Consider the following 19,338-nt stretch of genomic DNA (forward strand, 5'->3'; position numbering starts at 1 on the left):
ATTGCACCATGGCTAAACAATATTAATAACCTGACGGCTATTCTCATGATTTACACCATCGCAATACTGCTCAGCCTGGTGGGCTACTTTGTTATCGGGCATCTCGCCGGACGGCGCGTCAAAGGTCTGGATGATTATCTGGTTGCTGGCCGCAATGCCCCCACGTTTTTTATCCTGGGCACGCTGGTAGCAAGCTATCTCAGCACCAGCGCGTTTCTCGGTGAAACGGGTTTTGCCTATCAGGGCTATCCGTTTGTGATGCTGATCTTCGCGGCCGTCAGCACCTCGGGATGCCTGCTGGGTGCGCTGGTGTTTGGGCGTTACCTTCGGCGTAGCGGGGCACGTACCGTGCCGGAATTTTTTGGCAAGCGCTTTGCCTCACGCCGTGTTCAGGTGATTGCCGGGCTGACCACAATTATCGGCCTGGGCGCGTATCTGTTAGGCGTTATGCAGGGCGCGGGCATCATGTTCTCTGAGCTGACCGGTATGCCGTACTGGGTCGGGTTGGTATTGGTGTGGGCAACGTATACGGGTTTTATTCTCTATTCGGGATCGCCCGGTGTCATGCTCACCGACACCATCATGTTTGTGATCTTCTCGCTGGCAGCCTTGGGCGGTTCGATCTATGTGATTCAAGATTTGGGCGGGTGGAACGGTGTGGTGGAAGGCCTGCTTACCCAAACCGACAAGCCCGGCATTGCGCTATGGCACGGCGTGCTGGAAGGGCCTGAGGCCAGCTTCTCTTCGCCTGGCGAGGCGCTTACCTGGGGACTAACACTCGGCCTTGTGTGGGCGGCGGTGCTGGCGGCGAGCCCTTGGCAATCCAGCCGTTACTTGATGGCCCGCAATGAGCACGTGGTGATGCGTTCGGCCATGTTGACGGCGGTGGCGCTGGCCATCTTCTACGCATTGATGATGATGACCGGGGCGGCCATCAATCTTTACGATGCTGGGCTGGACCCGGAGCGCTCCATGATTTGGGTGGCGCTCAACGTGCTGCCAACCTGGCTTGGCGTGGTCATTCTAACGGGCGTCTTTGCGGCGGGGCTATCGTCTTGCTCGACGTTTCTGTCGATCATCGGCTTTAGCCTCTCCAACGATATCCTCTCAGCCTCGCAAGATGAGACGTCGGCCATGCGTAAAAGCCGTATTGCGGTGCTCGCTGCGGGCTTGATAGCACTGCTGCTGGCGCTGTTTCAACCGCCTGCGGTTATGTCAGTGGTATGGTTTGCCGCCACGCTATTTGCCTCTTCCTGGGGGCCGGTTGCCTTGATGAGCATCTGGAGCAAGCGGATTACCGCCGCAGGCGCGGGCTGGGGCTTAGCGGTGGGCTTTGTGGGTAACGTCGCGCTGTCGATGATGATTCAGGCCGAGTGGCTTAGCCTGCCGGTATATTTGCACCCGGTACTGCTAAGCACCTTGATGGCGCTGGTGGCGATTACGCTGGCTTCCAGGTTTACCCATGTCAGCCAGGCCGAGAAAGAGTACCAGACGTTTCTGCATACATTTGATGCTCAGGCCGTCAGTGGCTGGGTGACAGGCACCCGTGTGATTGCGCTGTGCACCATGCTTTCCGGTGGCGCCATCGGGGTATTTCTCTGGCAACAGTACGCGGTCACGCTGGCCGGGTTCGCCGAGCAGTTTAGTGTGCCTGGCAGTGCCGTGCAGGGCGGCTATATGCTGGCGGTCGGCTGCGGGAGCATGTTGCTGATGGCGGGAGCCGTAGGGTTCTGGGTAGTTCGCCCTCGCCAGCAGAAGGCTTCAACTGCGCCGGTGGCCGTGTCACCTGGTCGTTAACACGGCCTGGGCCGTGAGCCTGCGCTCAACTGTTACGCTTAACCGCTCACCCATGGGTGAGCGGTTGTCTTTTTCTGCCAACCGGGAGTCAATATCATGCAGTTAAGTGGTTATCAGCGCGGTCTGTTGATGGTGGTACTGGGGGTGGTGTTTCTCAGTTTCGACGGCCTGCTGATCCGCCTTGCCGATACCGAGGGTTGGACCATCGTCTTCTGGCGCGGCTTTTTGATGTTCTGTGTGCTGGGGCTTGCGTGTTGTCGAGGCAACCGACTGGCCACGCTACGCGTGAACCCTTTTTCATCGCTGGTTTCGGCAATACTGTTGGGGCTGATTTCGGCGTTTTTCGTACTCGCGGTGATGAACGCCAACGTAGCCAACGTGGTGGTGATCCTTAGCACTGCGCCGTTGTTCGCTGCCCTGTTTTCACGGGTGTTTCTCAAAGAGCGTGTCGCTTTGCGCACGCTGGTTGCGATCGCCGTCTGCATGCTGGGCATGAGTTTGGTCTTTATGGGCGAGGGCGCTCACGGCATGCTGGTAGGCAATCTTTATGCGCTGGCGGCGGCAGCGGCGATTGGCGGTAATTTGACGGTGCTGCGCCGCTTTCCGAGCATTGATCGCATCGTGGTGATTGCTGGCGGGGGCTTGCTTTCTGCGGCAATCGCGCTGCCTTTGGCTTCGCCGTTTGCGCTGGATGCCCCACGCTATGGCGTCCTCGCGGTGATGGGGCTTATTCAGATGCCGCTGGCCACCGTGCTGATCAACAGCGCTACCCGCTATCTGCCGTCGACGGAAGTGGCGTTGTTCTATCTGGTTGAAACCGCGCTGGGTACGCTTTGGGTATGGTGGTTGTTGGGCGAACAGCCCACAGCCTCAACGCTTGCGGGCGGGGCAGTGGTGATCAGCGTGCTGATGGTACATGCGGGGATTGGCCTGCATTTGGAAAGGCAGCGCCTGCGGCTATACCCGGGCTTTATGGGGAAGTAGTACGTTTGACGTTTGCCGCTTGTGAACCTGGACTAAAAAGCCCGCCGAGAAGGCGGGCTGACAGTATCGTTATCATGAAGCAGTGCGCCTAACGCAGTACTCCTTCCTCCTTGAGCAGTTTGAAGATCGCTTCGGCACCCTGTTCTGGGGTGACGTCGTTAAGCGTCTGCCCACCACCACCGCCGGACTTGGCAGCGGCGGCTTTGAAACGGTCACGCGCCGATGATGACTTAACGATCTTAAGCCGCTTGGGACGCTTGCGCGCTGGCTGGAACTGCCAAGTGCTTAGTGCTTCATCAAGCTCGCTGGCCGCTTTTTGATGGGCTAACTCGCCGCGCCTGGCGGGGCCAAAGGCACTTTGGCGGGCAGCGGGCGCGCTGCTGTCCACCGTGGCAAGCGCCGGTAGACGAATGCGCAGGCGCCGCCGCTTGCCGCGCGGCAATGCTTGCAGCACCGTGATCACCCCCTGCTCGACCTTTTCTACCGCCGCTAGACCGGTAATGATCGGCCAGCCAAGCGCCTCGGCCAGTAGGTAGGGCGTTACACCCGAGGCTTCGCCGGTTTCGGCGCGAGTACCGGTCAGCACCAACTGCGGGGCGCTGGCGCGTAACGCGTTGGCCAGCGCGGGGATTACATCGGCGTGGGGTTGCTGCTCGATCAAGCCAACAGAGTTGATGCCCATGCCGAGATAGCCGCGGATGGCCTCTTCATGATCGCTATTTTGCTGGCCGGCATGTAGCAGGCTGACCGAGGCGTTTTCCAGCGTCAGGGCCATTTCTACCGCTCGGGCATCCTGGTCGGCGCGGCGTGCGCGCGCGGTCAGTGGGTGTTGGCCTACCGAAACCAGTACAGCGACGTTCAGCGCGTTGGCGGCTGATTGCTTGGCACTTTTGTTACTGACATCATGCGGCATCGCGATTCTCCTGCTGTTCAGCGCGGTACTGCTCAACCCGTGTAACAAGGGCAGCGAGTATCTGGCTGGCATCGCCGATCACTGCCAGGTCGGCACGTTTGACCATATCGCAGCCTTCATCGAGGTTGATCGCCACCACCTTCTCGCAGCTCTGAATGCCCTGAAGATGCTGGATAGCGCCGGAAATTCCTACCGCTACATAAACACGGGCAGAGACCCAGGTGCCGGTGGCGCCCACTTGGCGGTCGCGCGGCATAAAGCCGTCATCCACCACCACCCGTGAGGCGCCTTTGGTGGCGCCGAGTACCTCGGCAGCGTGATGATAGCTATCCCAGCTTTTCACGCCATTGCCAGCGGAAAGGATAAATTCTGCTTCCGCGAGCGATACGCTGGCCGGGTCCACCGCGACTTCGCCCATGTCCTCAATGCGGCCGAGTATTTCGGGAAGCCCGTTAGAAAGTGTGATCGGCTCAGCCGCGTGGCGGGTTTCGCTGACCGGGTCGGCGCACTCGGCCAAGGCCAGTACGATACGGGGCAGGGCGCGGGTAATGTCGTTTCTACCTGCCGCACCACGTGCGGTACAGCGCCAGCCGGTTGCGCTTTCAGCATCTGCCTCGACCTGCCATACCTGCGCGGCCGGGCGCTCGCCAAGCCTTGTGGCGAGGCGCCTGCCGAGCTCACCGCCAACACTTGAGTCGGGTAGCAGCCAGTAGCGGGGCGTCATTTCACGATCTACGCTCTGTAGGGTGGCGACGCTAAGCTCCGGCAGGTAGCCCGAGAAACATTCGCCTTCCAAGTGTAGTAGCCGGTCAATACCCGCCTCGTCAAAGGTGGTTTCTTTATGCTCGCCAAACACCACGGCCAGTACGGCACCAGGCTGGGCCGGGTCGGCATCAGCTAGCTGGCGGGCAAGCCCTAACAGATCACGGTCGTGGGAGGAAAGGCGCCCACCAGCCATATCCGGTACGACCGCCACCATAAAGGCGGGGGTATCGACAGTGACCGGCGTCCTCGTATCCTTGGCCTCAACGCTGCGCCCTGGCGCCTGTGCCGCCTGCTGGACGCCGCTACGATCAATGCGCCGAATGCCGTTGGGACCGATGAAGCCGACCGCATGGGGGTTGCGGCGCATCACGCCGTTAGGCCCCATCCATTCGCTGGCTACTGCGCCGCCACCCAGTTCGGCGAGCATCTCAAGATGTTGCGGGTGCAGGCGGTTGCGGGCGATCCACTCTTTACGAGGGTCACGACGAACAAGCTCGCTCATGGCATTACCTCCAGGGTGGCGCGCGGTGATGCTGGCGCGGGCTTACTTTGGGTCGCCTTTTCGTCAGGCGTTGTGATGATCAACGCGTCGGCGACCAGTTCGGCGATATCCTTGATGTCAGCGCGGGGTTCTACCACGCCTTCAAGCATCGCAGTGCACTGTGGGCAGCCTACCGCGACCAGGTCAGCACCGGTTTCGCGAACATCTTCCATACGCATATCGGGAATCCGCTGCTTGCCGGGAATATCGGTGATCGGTGCACCGCCGCCGCCGCCGCAGCAGCGCGAGCGATAGCCAGAGCGGGCCATCTCCTTAACCTCAATCCCTAGCGCCTTGAGCACCGCGCGTGGGGCTTCGTATTCGCCGTTATAGCGGCCCAGGTAGCAGGGGTCGTGATAAGTCACGTTGCCGCCTTTCCAGGCTTTGAACGTGAGCTTGCCGTCAGTGACGAGCTGGTTGATATAGGTGCTGTGATGGAAAACCTCATACCGGGAAGGCATGTCGGCGGTGCTGAGATCGGCGTACTCGTTTTTCAGAACGTGGAAACTGTGCGGGTCACAGGTAACGATGCGTGCGAAGCGGTACTGGCTCAGCGTCTTAATGTTGCGCCGCGCCAAACTCTGGAAAGTAGCCTCATCGCCCAGACGGCGGGCGACATCGCCGCTATCACGCTCTTCATTACCCAGTACGGCGAAATCGATCTCGGCAGCACGCAGCACACTGATAAACGCGCGTAGCGTGCGCTGGTTGCGCATGTCAAACACGCCGTCGCCCAGCCACAGCAGCACCTCGGCTTCGCGCTTGTCGGCCATCAGCGGCAGATTGAGGTCTGCCGCCCAGTGCAGGCGTGAGTCAGGTTCGAAGCCGCCGGGGTTGTCGGTCGCAATCAGGTTGTCTAGCACTTCGGCGCCCTTATTGGGCGTATTACCGTGCTCCAGGGTCAGAAAGCGGCGCATATCGACGATGGCATCAACGTGCTCAATCATCATGGGGCACTCTTCAACGCAGGCGCGGCAGGTCGTGCAGGACCACAACGTTTCGGCATCCACCAATGCGCTACCCGTGCGGGCAACAATCGGGTCGTGGGGGCTGCCGCCATACTCACCGACCGGCTTGCCGGGGTAGGGCGAGCCTGCATAGTGGGCGTCGGTGCCGCCTGCCATGCCGACCACCATGTCCTGAATCAGCTTCTTGGGGTTGAGCGGCTGGCCGGCGGCAAAGGCCGGGCAGACGGCTTCACAGCGCCCACACTGAACGCAGGCATCAAAGCCTAACAGCTGGTTCCAGGTGAAGTCAGCCGGTACCTCAACGCCGAGCTTGGCACTTTCGTCATCCAGCGCCAACGGTTTGAGCCCGGTTGAGCGGTGCTCTCCGCCAGCGCGCTTGGAAAAACGCTCGGGGCGGCGATGAAAGGCCAGGTGCAGGGCGCCGGCAAAAGCGTGTTTCATCGGCCCGCCCCAGGTCATGCCGAAGAACATCTCGCCAAGGCCCCAAGTGATGACACCGGCCAGCACCAGTGCAGCCAGCCAGCCTGCTCCGCTTTGGAAAAAGCCTTCTGGCAGAATACCGGCAGTGGGCAGCGTCACCACGAACATGCCGATGGAGAACGCCATTAGGCTCTTGGGCAGGCGCATCCACGGCCCTTTGGAAAGCCGTGAGGGTGGCGGGCTGCGCCGCTTGGCAACCACTAAACTACCCAGGAACATGCTCACCGTGGCGGCCAGCAATACCCAGGCCAAGATAGTGCTATCAAGCCCAAAGCCATGCACCACAATTGCCAGTAATGCGGCCAGCACAAAGCCGCCCGCGGTGGCCACGTGGGTATGGGAGATGAGTTTATCCCGCTCGACAACGTGGTGTAGATCCACCAGGTAGCGCCTGGGTACCTGCATCAGGCCGCGGATAATCGGTGCAGGAGAGGGCCGCCCCTGGCGCCACAGACGCACACGGCGCACAGCACCAATGGCAGCCAGTAACAGCGCAGAAAACAGCAGTATCGGTAGGAGGGTATCAAGCATGGCGTCTCTCCTCTCAGAGACACCGTAAGTACGAAATGTCATGAGCCTGATGGCCCATGACATTCAGCTTACAGCGTTAGTGGGTCAGAAGTCCTTGCATAACCGCAGCGCGTCATAAATGGCGGCATGCGTGTTGCGTGGCGCGGTGCAGTCACCCAGACGGAACAGCACGAAGCCATCGCCGCTTTCAGACAGACAGGGCTGAGGCTTGATCGCGTAGAGCGCTTCGATATCGGTCTGGCCCTTGTTACGCGACTGCTCCTTGAGGCTGTAGTAGAGGGCTTCATCCGGGCGCACGCCGTTTTCCACCACCACCTGATCCACCACCCGCTCTTCTAGCGCGCCGGAGTACTCGTTTTCAAGCACCGCCACCAGTGAGTCGCCTTCGCGATATACCTTATGCAGGGCGAGATCCGAGGTCATGATCACCTCTTTCTCGTACAGGCTGCGGTAGTAGGTCGGGAAGGTGGTGCCACCCACCGCGGCACCCGGCTTGATATCGTCGGTAACGATCTCGACCTTTGATCCCTTGTCTGCCAGGTAGTCGGCCGCTGAAACGCCGGAGAACTCGCAGATAGTGTCGTAGACCAGTACATTCTTGCCCGGCGCTACGCTGCCGCTAAGAATGTCCCAAGTGCTGACCACCAGGCTCTTGCCCAGGTCGCTGTCGTAACCCCACTCCGGTACCTGGGAGAGGAACGGCTGCCCACCGGTAGCCAGAATTACTATGTCCGGGCGCAGATCAGCAATGGTCGCTTCGTCGGCACGGGTATTCAGGCGCAGGTCGATCTCAAGGCGTGCCAGCTCCAGCTGGTACCAGCGAGTGATGCCAGCAATCTGATCGCGCTGGGGGGCTTTCGAGGCCAGAGTGATCTGACCACCGAGCTGATCCTGGGCTTCAAACAGGGTGACATCATGACCGCGCTTGGCGCATACGTGTGCCGCTTCCATGCCCCCTGGGCCACCGCCCACGATGACTATCTTGCGTTTGGGGCCTTCGCTTTTCTCGACAATATGCGGCAGCCCCATGTATTCACGTGCGGTCGCGGCGTTCTGAATACACAGCACGTCGAGTCCTTGGTACTGCCGGTCGATGCAGTAGTTGGCACCCACGCACTGCTTAATCTGGTCGATCTGGCCCATCTTGATTTTGGCGATGATGTGCGGGTCGGCAATATGAGCACGGGTCATACCCACCAGGTCCACGTAGCCACCTTCAAGAATACGCTGGGCCTGATTGGGGTCCTTGATGTTCTGGGCATGGATGACCGGCACATTGACCACTTCCTTGATGCCCGAGGCCAGGTGCAGGAAGGGCTCGGGCGGAAACGACATGTTCGGAATGACGTTGGCCAGGGTGTTGTGGGTATCACAGCCAGAGCCTATCACGCCGAAGTAGTCGATCATGCCGGTGGCGTCATGGTAGGCCGCGATGCGCTTCATTTCCTCGTGGTCGAGGCCATCGGGGTGGAACTCGTCCCCGGTAATGCGCAGGCCCACCACAAAGTCATTGCCCACCTCGGCGCGCACCGCCTTGATCACTTCCATGCCAAAACGCATGCGATTTTCGAAGCTGCCGCCCCACTCATCGGTGCGCTTGTTGACGCGCGGGCTCCAGAACTGATCAATCAGGTGCTGGTGTACGGCAGAGAGCTCAACGCCGTCGAGACCGCCTTCCTTCGCCCGGCGCGCGGCCTGGGCGAAGTCACCGATAATGCGCCAGATCTCTTCTACTTCGATCGTCTTGCAGGTCGAGCGATGCACTGGCTCGCGAATGCCCGACGGCGATACCAGCGTCGACCAGTCGAAGCCATCCCAGCGTGAGCGACGGCCCATGTGGGTGATCTGGATCATGATCTTGCCGCCATGCTTGTGCACGGCATCGGCCAGGTTCTGAAAGTACGGGATGATGCGGTCGGTCGAGAGATTGACCGAACTCCACCAGCCCTGGGGGCTGTCGATGGAAACAATCGACGAGCCGCCACAGATGCACAGGCCGCAGCCGCCCTTGGCCTTCTCTTCGTAGTATTTGACGTAGCGGTCCGTGGTCATGCCGCCGTCGGTGGCGTGCACCTCGGCGTGGGCCGTACTGACCACACGGTTACGAATGGTTTGGTTGCCGATCTGGATCGGCTTGAACAGTGCCTCAAATGCCATGGCAGCGATCCTCAGTTCTTGGGCGTGACAACAAACAGGCCGTACTCACAGCCCTTTTCGGCGCCGCTTTGGGTCTGTTCGGCAACCGTGCGCAGCGAGCTTCCACGCGCACTCAGAATCTGGTCCATGGCACCGGCAAACCAGCCGGTGAACATGTACTCGATTTTACGGTCCACTTTGCCCATCTGATACACGAAGGCGCTGTGTTCAAGGCGCACACGGGCCGTGCCTGCATTCAGGTCAATCTCTTCAGTCACGAAGATGCCCCAGCCGCGCTGCGAAAGACGCTTCATGTAGTGCTCGAACACGTCCACGCCTTCCATACCGTGGAGTTCGGCCTCTTTTTCACACCAGTGCCAAGCGCTTTTATAGCCCGCTTGGTAGAGGATGTCGGCGTATTTTTCAGCACCCAGGGCCTCTTCAATGGCGACGTGGTTGTTGACGAAGAAGTGGCGCGGGACATACAGCATCGGCAGCGCGTCGGTTGTCCAGATACCGGTTTCGCTGTCGACGTCAATCGGGAGCTCGGGGGCGGTTTTGGTCACGGTTGTATTCCTTACACTTATATTTATTCAAAAGACATTGAGTTATTCAGTGGCTTCCAGGGTCTCGTCGAACGGCAGTACAGGCTGTGCATGTACTTATTCGCCCCACACATCCTTCAAGGTTCTAACCCAGTTCTCGCCCATGATTTTTCTGACCTGAGATTCGCTCAGGCCGCGCTTGAGAAGCGCCTCTGTCAAGTTGGGGAATTCGCCGATAGTACGGATACCTTCGGGATTAATGATCTTGCCGAAGCTGGTCAGGCGGCGGGCATAGCCCTTGTCGTGGGTCAGCCACTCAAAGAAGTTCTGGTCATGGCCTTGGGTGAAATCGGTGCCGATACCGATGGCGTCTTCACCCACGATGTTCATGATGTACTCAATCGCTTCGCAGTAGTCGTCGATGGTCGAATCAACGCCCTTCTTGAGGAACGGGGTGAACATGGTGACGCCGACAAAGCCGCCGTGGTCGGCGATGAACTTGAGCTCTGCATCCGACTTGTTGCGCGGGTGTTCCTTGAGTCCGGAGGGCAGGCAGTGGGAGTAGCACACCGGCTTTTTGGACTCAAGAATGACTTCTTCAGAGGTCTTGGCGCCTACGTGGGAAAGATCGCACAGCATACCCACACGGTTCATTTCGGCAACGATCTCGCGGCCAAAGCCGGACAGCCCGCCGTCACGCTCGTAGCAGCCGGTGCCGACCAGGTTTTGGGTGTTGTAGCACATCTGCACAATGCCCACACCGAGCTGTTTGAAGATCTCGACGTAGCCGATCTGATCTTCAAAGGCGTGCGCATTCTGGAACCCAAAGATGATCCCGGTCTTGCCCTCTTCCTTGGCGCGCATGATGTCGGCGGTGGTACGCACCGGGCGAACCAGGTCGCTGCACTCTTCCATCAGTTTGTTGGAGGCGACAATATTGTCCACCGTTGCTTTGAACCCCTCCCAAACCGAGACAGTGCAGTTGGCTGCCGTCAGGCCGCCACGGCGCATGTCTTCCAGCAGTTCGCGATTCCATTTGGCAATGATTAGGCCGTCAATGATGATGGCGTCCTGGTGTAATTCGGCAGGGTTCATAACGTGGCTCCTGAATTGTTTATGTAGGGAGCATAGCGCTGAGGTGGTGCCTATCTGCTCTTGGAAACGACGATGGAAATTCCAAAAGCGTCATCATGAGAAATGCAGGCGCAGGAAGCCTGGTGAATAAACAGAAAACACGGTACAAAAAAAAGAGCCGCCTTGCGGCAGCTCTAGTTCAGCGGTGGTACACCCGTTTAGCCAAGAGGAACGCTGGCAAAGGTGGGTTCGCCTTGGGCATAGGCTAGAGCCAGCAGCGCGCTTGATGCCGGCTCGTTGCTGACAGGTTCTGCTCCCCAGCGCTTCAGCAGCGGAGGAATCTTTTCCGGCGCTTTTTGGCGTGTATGGATGCCCAAGCGCTCATCGCGTGGCGGAATACCAAAACATTCCCGATAGCACTTGGAAAAATGCGGGGTAGAAACAAAGCCACATACCGAGGCAATCTCAATGATCGAGAGAGGCGTTTGCTTGAGCAGTTGTCGCGCCCTGACCAGGCGCAGCTTTAGGTAATACCTGGAAGGCGAACAGTGTAAGTAACGCTGGAACAGTCGCTCCAGCTGGCGGCGGGAAACATCGACATAGCTTGCCAGCTCATCAAGCTCAAGTGGCTCTTCAAGGTTGGATTCCATCAACGCGACGATTTCCAGCAACTTGGGCTGCGTCGTACCCAGCACGTGTTTTAACGGCACGCGCTGCTGATCCTGCTCGTTGCGCATACGCTCATAGACGAACATTTCGGAAATACCGGCGGAAAGCTCCTTGCCGTGATCGTGAGCGATCAGGTTGAGCATCATATCCAGCGGCGCCGTGCCGCCCGAGGCAGTGAAACGGTCACGGTCAATGGAAAACAGCCGCGTCGTCAGGACGATTTTCGGAAAGGCTTCCTGAAGAGAGGCCAGGCACTCCCAATGAATGCTGATTTCATAATGATCCAGTAAACCCGCCTGACCCAGCGCCCAGCTACCGGTACAGATAGCACCCAAGCGTCGCAGCTGGCGCGACTGAGCCTGTAGCCATTGAATATGCTCGCGGCTAACGCTGTGCTGAGGAGCGACCCCGCCACATACGACTACCCAATCAAGTGAGAGCGGCGCATGGATAGAGGCGTCCGGCGTCACATTAAGGCCGTCGCTGGCGCGCACCGGTGCACCGTCCTGAGTCAAGGTATACCAGCGGTAAAGCTCTCGCCCCGCCAACTGGTTTGCCATACGCAGTGGTTCAATCGCTGACGCCAGCGAAATGAGGGTGAAGTTGTCCAGCAGCAGAAAACCGAGCGTTTGCGGTATGTGCGAGTGACCTATTGGCATGGTTTTTTTGGATTGATCGGTGGTCATGGTCTTTACCTCTATCACCTAACATCATTGATGTTCTTTTTATTATCGTTCTATGTCGCTGGTGTCTTGTTGTGAGCCCCTGCGCTAGATACGTGCTGCTTGCCTGCATATTGGCACGAATGACGCTTATACTGACAAAGCAATCTGAAAGGCAACTCAACGGGTGTCGCAAATAGAATGCTTGAGGTCGTTTTAAAGGCGGTAAATACCGATACTAAGCGGGTGTCAGTGATTAGCGAAACGTTTTTTCAACATTCAGCGTCTTTTTAATAAGTCATTGAACCCAAAGGCTTTGCACACAAAAACGCTATAAGCTCATAATCTGAATGCGTAAGGAGGCATCAATGGCCAGGTTTTTCAAGGAGTTCCGCGAGTTTGCCGTTAAAGGCAATGTGGTAGACATGGCGGTGGGCATCATTATCGGCGGCGCGTTTACACTGATTGTGCAAAGCCTGGTAAAAGATGTCATGAATCCGGTGATCGGCCTGTTGGTCGGCGGTATCGATTTCTCTAACCTGTTTGTCGTGCTCCGAGAGGGAGCAACGTCAGCATCGTACCCCACACTTGCGGCGGCTCAGGCAGATGGTGCGGTGACCCTCAACCTTGGCCTGTTTATCAATGCGGTCGTCAGTTTTACGATTGTTGCCTTTGTGGTCTTCATGCTGGTGAGAACCATCAACCGCTTAAAGCGTGAAGAGGTAGAAGCGCCCAAAAGTCCGGTCGAAAAACCCTGCCCCTACTGCTTTATGACGGTGCCTATCAAAGCGACCCGCTGCGGACACTGTACGTCAGAGCTGCCCGTACCCACGCAAGCTGAAGAGCAGTCTCTAAAGGCGGCAACGCCTCCACCGCAGGCGTGACGGGAAACGCTATTCAGGACGGATCAACGGCATAAAAAAGGGGCGCCTAGTAGGACGCCCCTTTTTTCGTAGTGTACCTTAAGCGCGTTTTTTGGTCGCTTGCGTATCCGATTTTTGGCTGTCGCTGGCATCGCTGGGCTGGGGGAGCGAAGGCAGTGACTGCGCTAGCATTTCTACGCTGTGACGGTAGTAAAGCTGGCTTTTATTGTGTTCGCCAAGGCTTGCGTAGAGACGCGCAAGCTCGGCACACACCTCACCATTGGGGCGCTGGCGCTGGCTGGCCTCAAAGTACTCCAGAGCTTTTTCCCACTTGCCGGTACGCAGGGAGAGGCGGCCACAGGTTAGCAGTAGCTCGGGGTCATTGGGGCGCTCTTGCAGCCACTTTTCAGTTTTTGTCAGTTGGCGCGCCGCATGCACGTTAAGCAGGCCATAACGCTTCACCAACCGGGCATCCCAGTGATGATCCAGCGAGTGGTTTAGCAGACGCTCGGCGATGCTCTCTTCGTTCGACTGGACCAGCGCATCGGTATACAGCACGACCAGTTCGGTGTTGCCGCGCAGGTACTCGGGCATGTCTGCCCAGAGGCCGCGAACACGCTCGATATTACCGGGATTTTTAGCTTCAAACAGAATCAGCTCACGGTACGCCTTGAATTCAAGCTGCTCGCGCTCCTGCTGGGCAATCAGCTTTTGGGCAGCCAGGCGTGGCAGCAGCCAGCGCAAGCCCTCCCAGTCGTTGACGCTCAGGTGTACCTGCTTGAGCAGTTTCAGTACCTGCGGGTGGTCGCTTAGTTTTCTGTCCAGGCGATTCAGAATTGCCAGCGCCTCTTCAGGCTGCTGTCGATCAATCATCAGCTGCGCCTGCATCAAGCCAATGGCCGTGTCGGCGCCTTCGGTGGTGAGCTGGGCCTGGTTCAGGTGCTCTTGAGATTTAGTGTGGTTACCCTGGTAGTGTGCTGCCAGGGCGGCCGACAGGTAGTTAACTAGCGGCGTGCTGGAGTCATTGGCGGCGTGGACCAGGGTTTTTTCGGCTTTTTTCCAGCGGCCTTCCGTCAAGGCGACCAAACCACGCACGGTACGCTTCATGGCACGGCGATTACGCGCACGGCTGTTCCAGGTACGGAAACGGCCCACAGGACGAAGGATGCCGGTCAGCAGCCGCAGTGCAAAATGCACCACAATAAATGCGGCCAGCAGCAGAATCAGGCCAAACCAGAACGAGGTCTGGACCGAGGTTTCACCTACCCGAATTAACCAATAACCAGGTACTGACATCATCAGGTGCCCAAACAGGGCACCGACGGCTAGGCCCGCGACCAGCAGGAGAATAAGTTTTCTCATGCATCACCTCCCTCTTCGCCATTTTGCTGGCGCGTCCTGAAGCGGTTTTCAATAAAGTGGGTCATGGCCTGCTGGGAGGCGCTGATATCCGGCAGTTCGGGCTCAATATCCGCTTGCTTAAGCTCCTGAAGGCTTGAGATCACGCTTTGCGTGGCCTCGCTGTCCAGGTCGTAGTAGCCGTTAAGTAATTCCAGCGCTTTATCGATACTGGCTTCATACAGCGGCTGCTCCTCTTTCAACAGGGCAAGCTGGGCCTGCTCAAGAATCAAGCGCAGGCTTTGGCGCAGGTACGACTCTTGCTCGGGAGTGACCAGCATTTCCATCGGTTCGTCGTGATGACGAATCACGACCAGGTCTTTAAGCTCTTCACCAAAACGTGCCAGTTGACGCTGGAAGTTGCCGGTAGGCGGCTGCTCAATGCCGGAGGTGACGGCGCTTTCTTCCACTTCCTGCGAAAGACGCAGGCTGGAAACGCGTTCTTGCAGCGCATTAAGCGCTAGATAGAGTCCCGTACGATCCACACGCGGCACGCCATCCAGTTCGGCAAGCTCGTTAGCAATATCACGACGCACGGCGGTTAGCGCTGGGTTGTCAGCATCCGCCAGGCGGGCGTCGGCGGTACGCAGCAGCGCAGCAGCACCGTCAACATCGCCTTCAAGCTGGAGGCGCTGATTTGCCAGGCGCAGCAGATAGGCCGCTTCTGCATGTAGCCAATCGCGGTCGTCGGTGTCTTGCGTCTGGGAAAGCTGGTTCAGCACGTCATCCAGCGTGCTGTTGACGTCGCTGCGGTAGCTATCAAGCTCGCTGCGTAACTCTTCCAGCGTGCCATCAAGGGCCTGGGTACGTTCGCGTTCGCTGCTTTCAATGCGTGATTCAAGCTCGCTCACGGATTGCTGCGTCGCGCTGCTGTCAGTCTGTTGGCTTAACGCATTGATGCGCTGTTGCTGGCTATTAAGGCGTTGCCAGCCTTGCCAGGCCACCACAATAAGCGCCACGCCCAGCACCAGTACCAACACCAAGGCTAACAGGCCGCCTTTGCGGCCTTTATGCTGCTCACCTCCACTTGGGGGAGGCGGCGTTGTGCCTTTTCCACCGTTACCGGAGGGGCGATTGGGCGTTGCCGTATTGCCATCGGGCTCTTTTTTAGCCGTGGCAGGTTCTGTAACGCTGGCTGTCGGTTTTTCGCTGTTAGGCGTCGTACTGGGAGGGGGGGCGGTGGCAGAGGCCGCGTCAGGTTTGCCGCTGTTTTTGCCACGCCGACGAGAGCTAGCATTTTTAGGCGCGTTGCTTGATGGTTCGGCAGCCGAGCTTGCGGGTGGGCTGCTTTCAACCGCGCTTGATGGCGAGGGAGTTGAGGTAGACGCGGCAGTTTCGCCCGGCGTGGCGCTTTTTTGAGGCGCGTCGGCGGACGCTTTTTGTACGTCTTCCTGGTCGTTTGGTTGTTTGCTCATCTGTCGCTAGCCCTTAATTAAGTTCCTTGATCGACATCGGCACCCATAGGATTACAGGACCTGCCCAACGCAGCTGCAAGGGCAGCTGGCGTTGCTCCCGACGCCACCTTGAGGTCACAAAAACCCAGTGTACCGGCCAGTGTAGCTAAACGCTGACTGGAAACGATTAGCGGTTGGTTCAACGCTGTTTGATCACACCATTTTGCCAGATGTTCGAGCAGTTCGCTGCTGGTGACGATGAGTGCTCGAAAATCTCCCGTAGCAAGGCGGGCCTGGAGTGAGGCCGAAGGCGGCTGAAAAATGCGCCGATACACAGCGACCCGGGTCATCTGAGCACCGCGTTCTGTCAGCGTCTCGGCCAGTAGCGTTCGGCCACCTTCTCCCGCCACCAGTAATATCCGCTGATGTGCGACATTCTTCAGTGAGGCGAGCGCTAAAAGTGCCTCGCTGGTGTTATCGCCGCGCTCATTTCCAGCCTTTTGTTGGTCAGCACCGGGTCTGTCAGCCGCTGCTGATGGGATGCGTACCCGTACGCCCAACTGGTCAAACAGTGCCTCTGCCGTAGCGCTCCCCACGCCATAATAAGCAATGCCAGTGGGCAGCTGTGGCCAGTAGCGGTCCAACGCGTTACCTAAACACAGGGCTGCGAAGGGGCTAACCACTATTATCTTGTCGTACTGGTCAATATCCAGCCAGACACGGCGCATCAGCGGGTCTTCTGGTAGCGCTTGAAGGCTCATCACCGCCATTGGCTCTACCCAAGCGCCCGTTGCGCGCAGCGTATTGGCAAGCATTTCACCGCGCTTGCCTGGTCGGCAGATCAGCACTGGCTGTGTCATACGTGGTTGCCGTAGACCTCGGCCAAAATATCGCCTGCACCCTGGTCAAGCAGCTCTTCGGCAATACGGATGCCCAGTGCTTCAGGCTCGTACATTGAGCCGCGGCCTTCAGCACGCAATACTTCGGTGCCCTCAGGATTGCCCACTAGCCCACGCAGCCACATCGTCTCATTGGTCTTGTCGAGCACCGCGAAACCGGCAATCGGTACTTGGCAGCCGCCTTCCAGGCGCGTGTTCATGGCGCGTTCGGCACGTACGCGGGTGGCGGTGTCCGGGTCATCCAGCGGAGCCAGCAGGCCGATCAGTTCCGGGTCATGCAGGCGGCACTCAATGCCCAGCGCGCCTTGGCCGCAGGCGGGCAGGCACACTTCTGGCGGCAGTGCCTGGGCAATACGCTCTTCAAGGCCCAAGCGTTTTAAGCCAGAGGTCGCCAGGATAATGGCATCGAATTCACCATCGTCCAGTTTGGCCAGTCGGGTTTGCACGTTGCCGCGCAGGCTGAGAATTTGCAGGTCAGGGCGAGCTTCACGAAGTTGGAGTCCGCGACGCAGGCTGGCGGTGCCTATTTTGGCCCCTTCAGGCAATTCATCGATGCTTTTATAATGGTTGGATACAAACGCATCAGTAGGATCTGAACCCTCTAAAATAACCGAAAGCCCTAAGCCTTCGGGGAAAAGCATGGGGACATCCTTCATCGAGTGGACGGCAATATCCGCGCGGCCATCCAGCATGGCGTCTTCCAGCTCTTTAACAAATAGCCCCTTGCCGCCAATTTTAGACAGAGGGGTGTCGAGAATTTTGTCGCCTTTAGTAGAGAGCGCGACCAGCTCAACCTCAAGGCCCTCATGGGCAGCCATCAAGCGGTCACGGACGTGCTCGGCTTGCCACATGGCCAACTGACTTTTCCGCGTAGCAATACGCAGTTTGGTGATGGATGACACGTTATTCTCCCTTTGCCGCTGACGCGGCGCGTCAAGCTATGATGTGTCTCATCATAAAGCACCCGGGCGCACAGTAAAAATAACTGGCTGTTTTTAAGAAGCTGTTTTAAGCCACTGTCTTCAAAAGCTGTCTCCAAGAGCAGTCTTAAAGAATTGCCTTAAAGATAAGTGCTCGGCGGGCCAAACGCCATTATTCTGCAAATGTGGGCGGCCCGAACTCAAGCCATAAGCGCAATGACTCTGTTACACTTTCCGCCATCGACTCTTTTGTTTTGTCAGCAGGATATACCTCCGATGAGCCAAGCTACGAATCAGTCCTGGGGCGGTCGCTTCAGCGAGCCCACCGATGCCTTTGTGGCGCGTTTTACCGCGTCTGTCACCTTTGACCAGCGCCTTGCGCGCCAGGATATTCAGGGCTCTATTGCCCACGCTACCATGCTTAGTCGCGTAGGCGTGCTGACCGACGAAGAACGCGACGCGATTATTAACGGTTTGACCGAAATTCAAGGTGAAATCGAGCGCGGCGAATTTAACTGGTCGGTGCCGCTTGAAGACGTCCACATGAATATCGAAGCACGCCTGACCGACAAGATCGGTATCACTGGCAAGAAGCTTCACACCGGTCGTTCGCGTAATGATCAGGTAGCGACCGACATCCGCCTGTTTATGCGCGACGAGATTGACGTCATTGAGGTGGAATTAAAGCGCCTGCGCGAAGGTATGATCGAGCTTGCCGACCGCGAAGCCGATACCATCATGCCCGGCTTTACGCACCTGCAAACCGCCCAGCCGGTCACCTTTGGTCATCATCTGCTGGCTTGGCAGGAAATGCTCGCCCGTGACCATGAGCGCCTGCTGGATTGCCGTAAACGCGTTAACGTACTGCCGCTGGGCGCCGCTGCGCTGGCGGGTACTACGTACCCGATTGACCGCCACGTCACCGCAGAGCTGCTGGGCTTTGATCGCCCGGCGGAAAACTCGCTGGATGCCGTATCGGATCGCGACTTCGCGATTGAATTCACCAGCTTTGCCAGCATCTTGATGATGCACCTGTCGCGCATGAGCGAAGAGTTGGTGCTGTGGACCAGCGCCCAGTTTGACTTTATCGACCTGCCTGACCGCTTCTGCACCGGCTCTTCCATTATGCCGCAGAAGAAAAACCCTGACGTGCCGGAGCTGGTACGCGGTAAAACAGGCCGCGTATATGGTCATTTGATGGGCCTGCTGACGCTGATGAAGTCGCAGCCGCTGGCCTACAACAAGGATAATCAGGAAGATAAGGAGCCGCTGTTTGACGCGGTGGATACGGTGCGCGACTGCTTGAAAGCGTTCGCGGATATGGTGCCTGCCATTGAGCCGAAAAAAGACAGCATGTATGAAGCGGCGCGGCGTGGGTTCTCTACCGCCACCGACCTTGCCGACTACCTGGTCCGTAAAGGTGTTGCCTTCCGCGATGCCCATGAAATCGTCGGTCAGTCGGTTGCTTACGGCCTGAAAACCCAAAAAGATCTCTCGGAAATGAGTCTGGAAGAGCTTCAACAGTTCTCCTCTATCATCGAGCAGGATGTTTTTGACGTACTGACGCTGGAAGGCTCGGTGGCCGCGCGTAATCACATTGGCGGTACGGCGCCCAATCAGGTGCGTGCCGCAGCACAGCGTGCCCGCGAGGCGCTCTCGTTACTGCAGGGTCAGGCATGAAAACATTAGCGCTTATCGCGATCATCGCTTTATTCGTCGCGGGTTGCGGTCAGAAGGGACCGCTTTACCTGCCCGACGATAACTCACCCGATAACGGTGTGGCCGAACAGGCTGGGTAA

Annotated in this window: 16 protein-coding genes; 5 read left to right on the forward strand and 11 right to left on the reverse strand. The window is 58.2% G+C overall.

Annotated elements, in window-relative coordinates:
* Window positions 1-45: 45 nt before the first annotated feature.
* Together ACT3RQ_RS06035 and ACT3RQ_RS06040 are read left to right on the forward strand one after the other, a co-directional pair.
* Complete coding sequence (locus tag ACT3RQ_RS06035) at window positions 46-1,797, forward strand: sodium:solute symporter family protein (protein ID WP_444680135.1); 1,752 nt, start codon at window positions 46-48, stop codon at window positions 1,795-1,797.
* Window positions 1,798-1,893: 96 nt separating this feature from the next.
* Entirely contained in the window at window positions 1,894-2,781 is an 888-nt protein-coding gene (locus ACT3RQ_RS06040) for a DMT family transporter (protein ID WP_444639560.1), read from the forward strand.
* 88 nt (window positions 2,782-2,869) lie between these two features.
* Here ACT3RQ_RS06040 and etfB read toward each other — a convergent pair whose 3' ends face one another.
* The 7 genes from etfB to ACT3RQ_RS06075 all read right to left on the reverse strand — a co-directional run bounded on the left by etfB (window position 2,870) and on the right by ACT3RQ_RS06075 (window position 12,089).
* Window positions 2,870-3,694: an electron transfer flavoprotein subunit beta gene (gene etfB, locus ACT3RQ_RS06045; protein ID WP_444680136.1), complete on the reverse strand. Its 825-nt coding sequence runs from the start codon at window positions 3,692-3,694 to the stop codon at window positions 2,870-2,872.
* Complete coding sequence (gene etfA, locus ACT3RQ_RS06050) at window positions 3,684-4,961, reverse strand: electron transfer flavoprotein subunit alpha (protein WP_444680137.1); 1,278 nt, start codon at window positions 4,959-4,961, stop codon at window positions 3,684-3,686. The genes etfB and etfA overlap by 11 nt, the downstream gene beginning before the upstream one ends.
* A complete protein-coding gene (locus ACT3RQ_RS06055) occupies window positions 4,958-6,979 on the reverse strand; it encodes a (Fe-S)-binding protein (RefSeq protein WP_444680138.1) in 2,022 nt (673 codons plus the stop codon). The genes etfA and ACT3RQ_RS06055 overlap by 4 nt, the downstream gene beginning before the upstream one ends.
* Window positions 6,980-7,063: 84 nt before the next feature.
* A complete protein-coding gene (gene dgcA, locus ACT3RQ_RS06060; protein WP_193054054.1) occupies window positions 7,064-9,136 on the reverse strand; it encodes a dimethylglycine demethylation protein DgcA in 2,073 nt (690 codons plus the stop codon).
* An 11-nt stretch (window positions 9,137-9,147) separates the two neighbouring features.
* Window positions 9,148-9,681: a DUF5943 domain-containing protein gene (locus ACT3RQ_RS06065; protein ID WP_192526879.1), complete on the reverse strand. Its 534-nt coding sequence runs from the start codon at window positions 9,679-9,681 to the stop codon at window positions 9,148-9,150.
* A gap of 96 nt (window positions 9,682-9,777) precedes the next feature.
* Complete coding sequence (locus ACT3RQ_RS06070) at window positions 9,778-10,755, reverse strand: dipeptidase (protein WP_193054053.1); 978 nt, start codon at window positions 10,753-10,755, stop codon at window positions 9,778-9,780.
* 197 nt (window positions 10,756-10,952) lie between these two features.
* On the reverse strand, window positions 10,953-12,089 hold the full coding sequence (locus ACT3RQ_RS06075; RefSeq protein ID WP_444680139.1) for a GlxA family transcriptional regulator: 1,137 nt from the start codon (window positions 12,087-12,089) through the stop codon (window positions 10,953-10,955).
* A 344-nt stretch (window positions 12,090-12,433) separates the two neighbouring features.
* On the opposite strand from ACT3RQ_RS06075, the gene mscL reads away from it, so the two are divergent.
* Entirely contained in the window at window positions 12,434-12,949 is a 516-nt protein-coding gene (gene mscL / locus ACT3RQ_RS06080) for a large-conductance mechanosensitive channel protein MscL (RefSeq protein WP_193054051.1), read from the forward strand.
* A gap of 78 nt (window positions 12,950-13,027) precedes the next feature.
* Here mscL and ACT3RQ_RS06085 read toward each other — a convergent pair whose 3' ends face one another.
* From ACT3RQ_RS06085 to hemC, 4 genes are read right to left on the reverse strand one after another with little or no spacing between them, the layout of a single operon-like run.
* Window positions 13,028-14,290, reverse strand: coding sequence for a heme biosynthesis HemY N-terminal domain-containing protein (locus tag ACT3RQ_RS06085; RefSeq protein ID WP_444680140.1), 1,263 nt, complete (start codon window positions 14,288-14,290; stop codon window positions 13,028-13,030).
* Window positions 14,287-15,741, reverse strand: coding sequence for a uroporphyrinogen-III C-methyltransferase (locus ACT3RQ_RS06090; RefSeq protein ID WP_444680141.1), 1,455 nt, complete (start codon window positions 15,739-15,741; stop codon window positions 14,287-14,289). Before ACT3RQ_RS06090 ends, ACT3RQ_RS06085 begins: the two co-directional genes overlap by 4 nt.
* A 17-nt stretch (window positions 15,742-15,758) precedes the next feature.
* Window positions 15,759-16,580 (reverse strand): uroporphyrinogen-III synthase, encoded by an 822-nt coding sequence (locus tag ACT3RQ_RS06095; RefSeq protein ID WP_444680142.1) that lies wholly within the window; start codon window positions 16,578-16,580, stop codon window positions 15,759-15,761.
* Entirely contained in the window at window positions 16,577-17,521 is a 945-nt protein-coding gene (gene hemC, locus ACT3RQ_RS06100) for a hydroxymethylbilane synthase (protein WP_444680143.1), read from the reverse strand. The genes ACT3RQ_RS06095 and hemC overlap by 4 nt, the downstream gene beginning before the upstream one ends.
* 294 nt (window positions 17,522-17,815) lie before the next feature.
* Here hemC and argH point away from each other — a divergent pair, with 294 nt between their 5' ends.
* Both argH and lptM read left to right on the forward strand, forming a co-directional pair.
* Window positions 17,816-19,219 carry an argininosuccinate lyase gene (argH, locus tag ACT3RQ_RS06105; RefSeq protein WP_087110448.1) on the forward strand — a complete coding sequence of 468 codons (1,404 nt, stop codon included), beginning with the start codon at window positions 17,816-17,818 and terminating at the stop codon, window positions 19,217-19,219.
* Window positions 19,216-19,338 carry an LPS translocon maturation chaperone LptM gene (gene lptM / locus ACT3RQ_RS06110; protein WP_087110450.1) on the forward strand — a complete coding sequence of 41 codons (123 nt, stop codon included), beginning with the start codon at window positions 19,216-19,218 and terminating at the stop codon, window positions 19,336-19,338. The genes argH and lptM overlap by 4 nt, the downstream gene beginning before the upstream one ends.

Origin of the sequence: Halomonas sp. AOP43-D1-4, assembly GCF_052446175.1 — a bacterium.
Lineage (GTDB): Bacteria > Pseudomonadota > Gammaproteobacteria > Pseudomonadales > Halomonadaceae > Vreelandella > Vreelandella citrativorans.

Coding starts and splice junctions, on each gene's coding strand:
- argH (WP_087110448.1), top strand. CDS start 17,816: ATGAGCCAAGCTACGAATCAGTCCTGGGGCGGTCGCTTCAGCGAGCCC.
- etfA (WP_444680137.1), bottom strand. CDS start 4,961: ATGAGCGAGCTTGTTCGTCGTGACCCTCGTAAAGAGTGGATCGCCCGC.
- ACT3RQ_RS06055 (WP_444680138.1), bottom strand. CDS start 6,979: ATGCTTGATACCCTCCTACCGATACTGCTGTTTTCTGCGCTGTTACTG.
- etfB (WP_444680136.1), bottom strand. CDS start 3,694: ATGCCGCATGATGTCAGTAACAAAAGTGCCAAGCAATCAGCCGCCAAC.
- ACT3RQ_RS06085 (WP_444680140.1), bottom strand. CDS start 14,290: ATGAGAAAACTTATTCTCCTGCTGGTCGCGGGCCTAGCCGTCGGTGCC.
- ACT3RQ_RS06035 (WP_444680135.1), top strand. CDS start 46: ATGATTTACACCATCGCAATACTGCTCAGCCTGGTGGGCTACTTTGTT.
- lptM (WP_087110450.1), top strand. CDS start 19,216: ATGAAAACATTAGCGCTTATCGCGATCATCGCTTTATTCGTCGCGGGT.
- mscL (WP_193054051.1), top strand. CDS start 12,434: ATGGCCAGGTTTTTCAAGGAGTTCCGCGAGTTTGCCGTTAAAGGCAAT.
- ACT3RQ_RS06075 (WP_444680139.1), bottom strand. CDS start 12,089: ATGACCACCGATCAATCCAAAAAAACCATGCCAATAGGTCACTCGCAC.
- ACT3RQ_RS06095 (WP_444680142.1), bottom strand. CDS start 16,580: ATGACACAGCCAGTGCTGATCTGCCGACCAGGCAAGCGCGGTGAAATG.
- ACT3RQ_RS06070 (WP_193054053.1), bottom strand. CDS start 10,755: ATGAACCCTGCCGAATTACACCAGGACGCCATCATCATTGACGGCCTA.
- dgcA (WP_193054054.1), bottom strand. CDS start 9,136: ATGGCATTTGAGGCACTGTTCAAGCCGATCCAGATCGGCAACCAAACC.
- ACT3RQ_RS06090 (WP_444680141.1), bottom strand. CDS start 15,741: ATGAGCAAACAACCAAACGACCAGGAAGACGTACAAAAAGCGTCCGCC.
- ACT3RQ_RS06040 (WP_444639560.1), top strand. CDS start 1,894: ATGCAGTTAAGTGGTTATCAGCGCGGTCTGTTGATGGTGGTACTGGGG.